We start from the raw sequence: 2,387 nt of genomic DNA, 5'->3' as shown, positions 1-2,387 counted from the left end.
GTGCGGGGGCGGCCTCGCGGGCGGCGGCGGTGCCGCCCGCGCCGTTCGCCGCGCCGCCCGACGCGCCGTTCGCGGAGCCGCCGTGCGCGCCCCCGGCCGCCGGTGCGGCCGTGGTGGACCCCGCCGGGTTGTCGGCGGGGGTGTAGTCGGCGAAGAAGTCCCACCAGGCTTCGTCGACGGAGTGCTTGTCCTTCAGGTACTGCTCGTACAGCTCGTCGACCAGCCACTCGTTGGGGCCGAACGTGGCGAGCTTGTCCTCGTGGGGCGAGGGCTGCTGAGGCACGGCGTTGTCGCCTTCTTCCTCGATAATCGGGCTACGCGGGCGCGGCTCCACCCTATCCCTCGCACCACACCCCCGCGGAACGACGCGGCGCCACCACCGGTGCACGCCGTGTGACCTGCGCGACGCGCGCGGGGCGCCGGCTCAGCGGCCGGGCGCCACCTCGCGCGGCAGGTGCACGTCGATGCGGCAGCCGCCGCCCGGCGGCGTCGGCCCCACCCGGATCGTGCCCCCGTGCAGCTGCACCGCCCAGCGGGCGATCGCCAGGCCCAGGCCGGTGCCGCCGTCGGTGCGCGCGCTGCCGCGCTGGAAGCGCTCGAAGACCCGCTCGCGGTCGGCGTCGGCGATGCCCGGGCCCTCGTCCTGCACGCTGATGCGCACCACCGCGCCCGCCGCGTGCGCGGACACCCGCACCGTGCCGCCCGGGGGGGAGTGCCGCGAGGCGTTGTCCAGCAGGTTCGCCACCACCTGGTGCAGGCGCGCGGAGTCCACGTCCACCGCCAGCCCCGGCGGGTCCACGTCCACCGCGTAGCGCACGTCCCGGCCCGTCATCGACATCGCCCGCGTCGCCTGCTCCAGGAACGGCTCCAGGGCCAGCTCCTCGCGGTCCAGCGAGACCGCCCCCGCGTCCAGGCGCGAGAGGTCCAGCAGCTGCTCCACCAGCCGCCCCAGCCGCTCCGTCTGCGCCAGCGCCGTGCTCAGCGTCCCGTGGTCCGGCTCGGTGACGCCGTCGACGAGGTTCTCCATCACCGCGTGCAGCGCCGAGACGGGGGTGCGCAGCTCGTGGCTGACGTTGGCGACCAGCTCGCGGCGCTCGCGGTCGACGGCCTCCAGGTCCTGCGCCATGCGGTTGAAGGCGTCGGCCAGCTCGCCGACCTCGTCGTTGCTCGTGGAGCGCACCCGCCGGGAGTAGTCGCCGGTGGCCATCGCGCGCGCCGCGGCGGTCATCTCCCGCAGCGGCGAGGTCATCCCGCGCGCCAGCAGCTGCGTGAACACCAGCGTGATCACGATCGCGATCGGCAGCGTGTAGCGCGGGCCGATGCGCAGCCAGTCCATCCGCAGCCCCGCCCACACCAGCAGCGAGGCCACCGTCACCGACGCCGCCACCAGCAGCGCCAGCTTCGTCTTCAGCGAGTGCACCGGGTCCAGCGGGCGCACGTCGGGCCACCCGCGCCGCGCCGCGGTGCGCGCGCCGTCGGCCAGCGCGCCGGCGCGCGCGCGCACCCGCGCCTCGCGCGCGGCGCCGGTCAGCGGGATCGGGCCGGTCAGGCCGGTGCCCGACAGGCCCGCACCGGAGGGGCCGGTGCCCGAGGGGCCGGCGCCGGCGCGCTCGGCCGGGCCGGAGCCGCGCTCGCCGCTCACGGGGCGCCGCCCTCCGCCCCCTGCCCCTGGCCGGGCTCGAAGGCGTAGCCGACGCCGTGCACGGTGCGCACCAGGTCCGCGCCCAGCTTGCGGCGCAGCGCCTTCACGTGGCTGTCGACGGTGCGGGTGCCGGAGGCGTCGGCCCAGTCCCACACGTCCTCCAGCAGCTTCTCGCGCGTGAGCACGGTGCGCGGGGAGCCGGCCAGGCACACCAGCAGGTCGAACTCGGTGGGCGTCAGGTGCACCTCGGTGCCCGAGCGCCGCACCCGCCGCTGGGCGCGGTCGACGACCAGCTCGCCGCCGGAGACGGGGAAGACGAGGGTGCCGGTGTCGGCCGGGGCGCCCACGAGCTGGCGGGCGCGCTCCACGCGCCGCACCAGCGCGTTGACGCGGGCGACGAGCTCGCGCATGGAGAACGGCTTGGTCATGTAGTCGTCGGCGCCGATGCCCAGGCCGACGAGCTTGTCGGTCTCGTCGTCGCGGGCGGTGAGCATGAGGACCGGCACGGGCCGCGAGGCCTGCACCCGCCGGCACACCTCCAGACCGTCGAAGCCGGGCAGCATGACGTCCAGCACCACCACGTCGGGGCGGGTGCGCTCGCACAGCTCCACCCCGCCGGGCCCGTCGCCGGCGGTCTCCACCACGTACCCCTCCGCGCGCAGGCGCCGGGCGACGGCGTCGGCGATCGTCGGCTCGTCCTCGACGACGACGGCCGTGCGGGTGGGGGAGGCGCTGCCGGCAGCCC

Annotated in this window: 3 protein-coding genes; all 3 read right to left on the bottom strand. The window is 76.7% G+C overall.

The annotated features are described in order from the left end of the window. The coding region (locus GTR00_RS19035; RefSeq protein WP_166613131.1) for a 2-oxoglutarate dehydrogenase E1 subunit family protein at positions 1-283 on the bottom strand (283 nt) is incomplete at its 3' end. A gap of 141 nt (positions 284-424) precedes the next feature. Beyond that, positions 425-1,504, bottom strand: coding sequence for a HAMP domain-containing sensor histidine kinase (locus GTR00_RS19030; RefSeq protein WP_407659740.1), 1,080 nt, complete (start codon positions 1,502-1,504; stop codon positions 425-427). Positions 1,505-1,638: 134 nt separating this feature from the next. After that, on the bottom strand, positions 1,639-2,387 hold a 749-nt coding region (locus tag GTR00_RS19025), incomplete at its 5' end, for a response regulator transcription factor (protein ID WP_205706198.1).

This window comes from Kineococcus indalonis, assembly GCF_009906395.1.
GTDB lineage: Bacteria > Actinomycetota > Actinomycetes > Actinomycetales > Kineococcaceae > Kineococcus > Kineococcus indalonis.
Note: the sequence above shows the minus strand (reverse complement) of the source record. Positions and strands in the feature narration are given on the sequence as shown.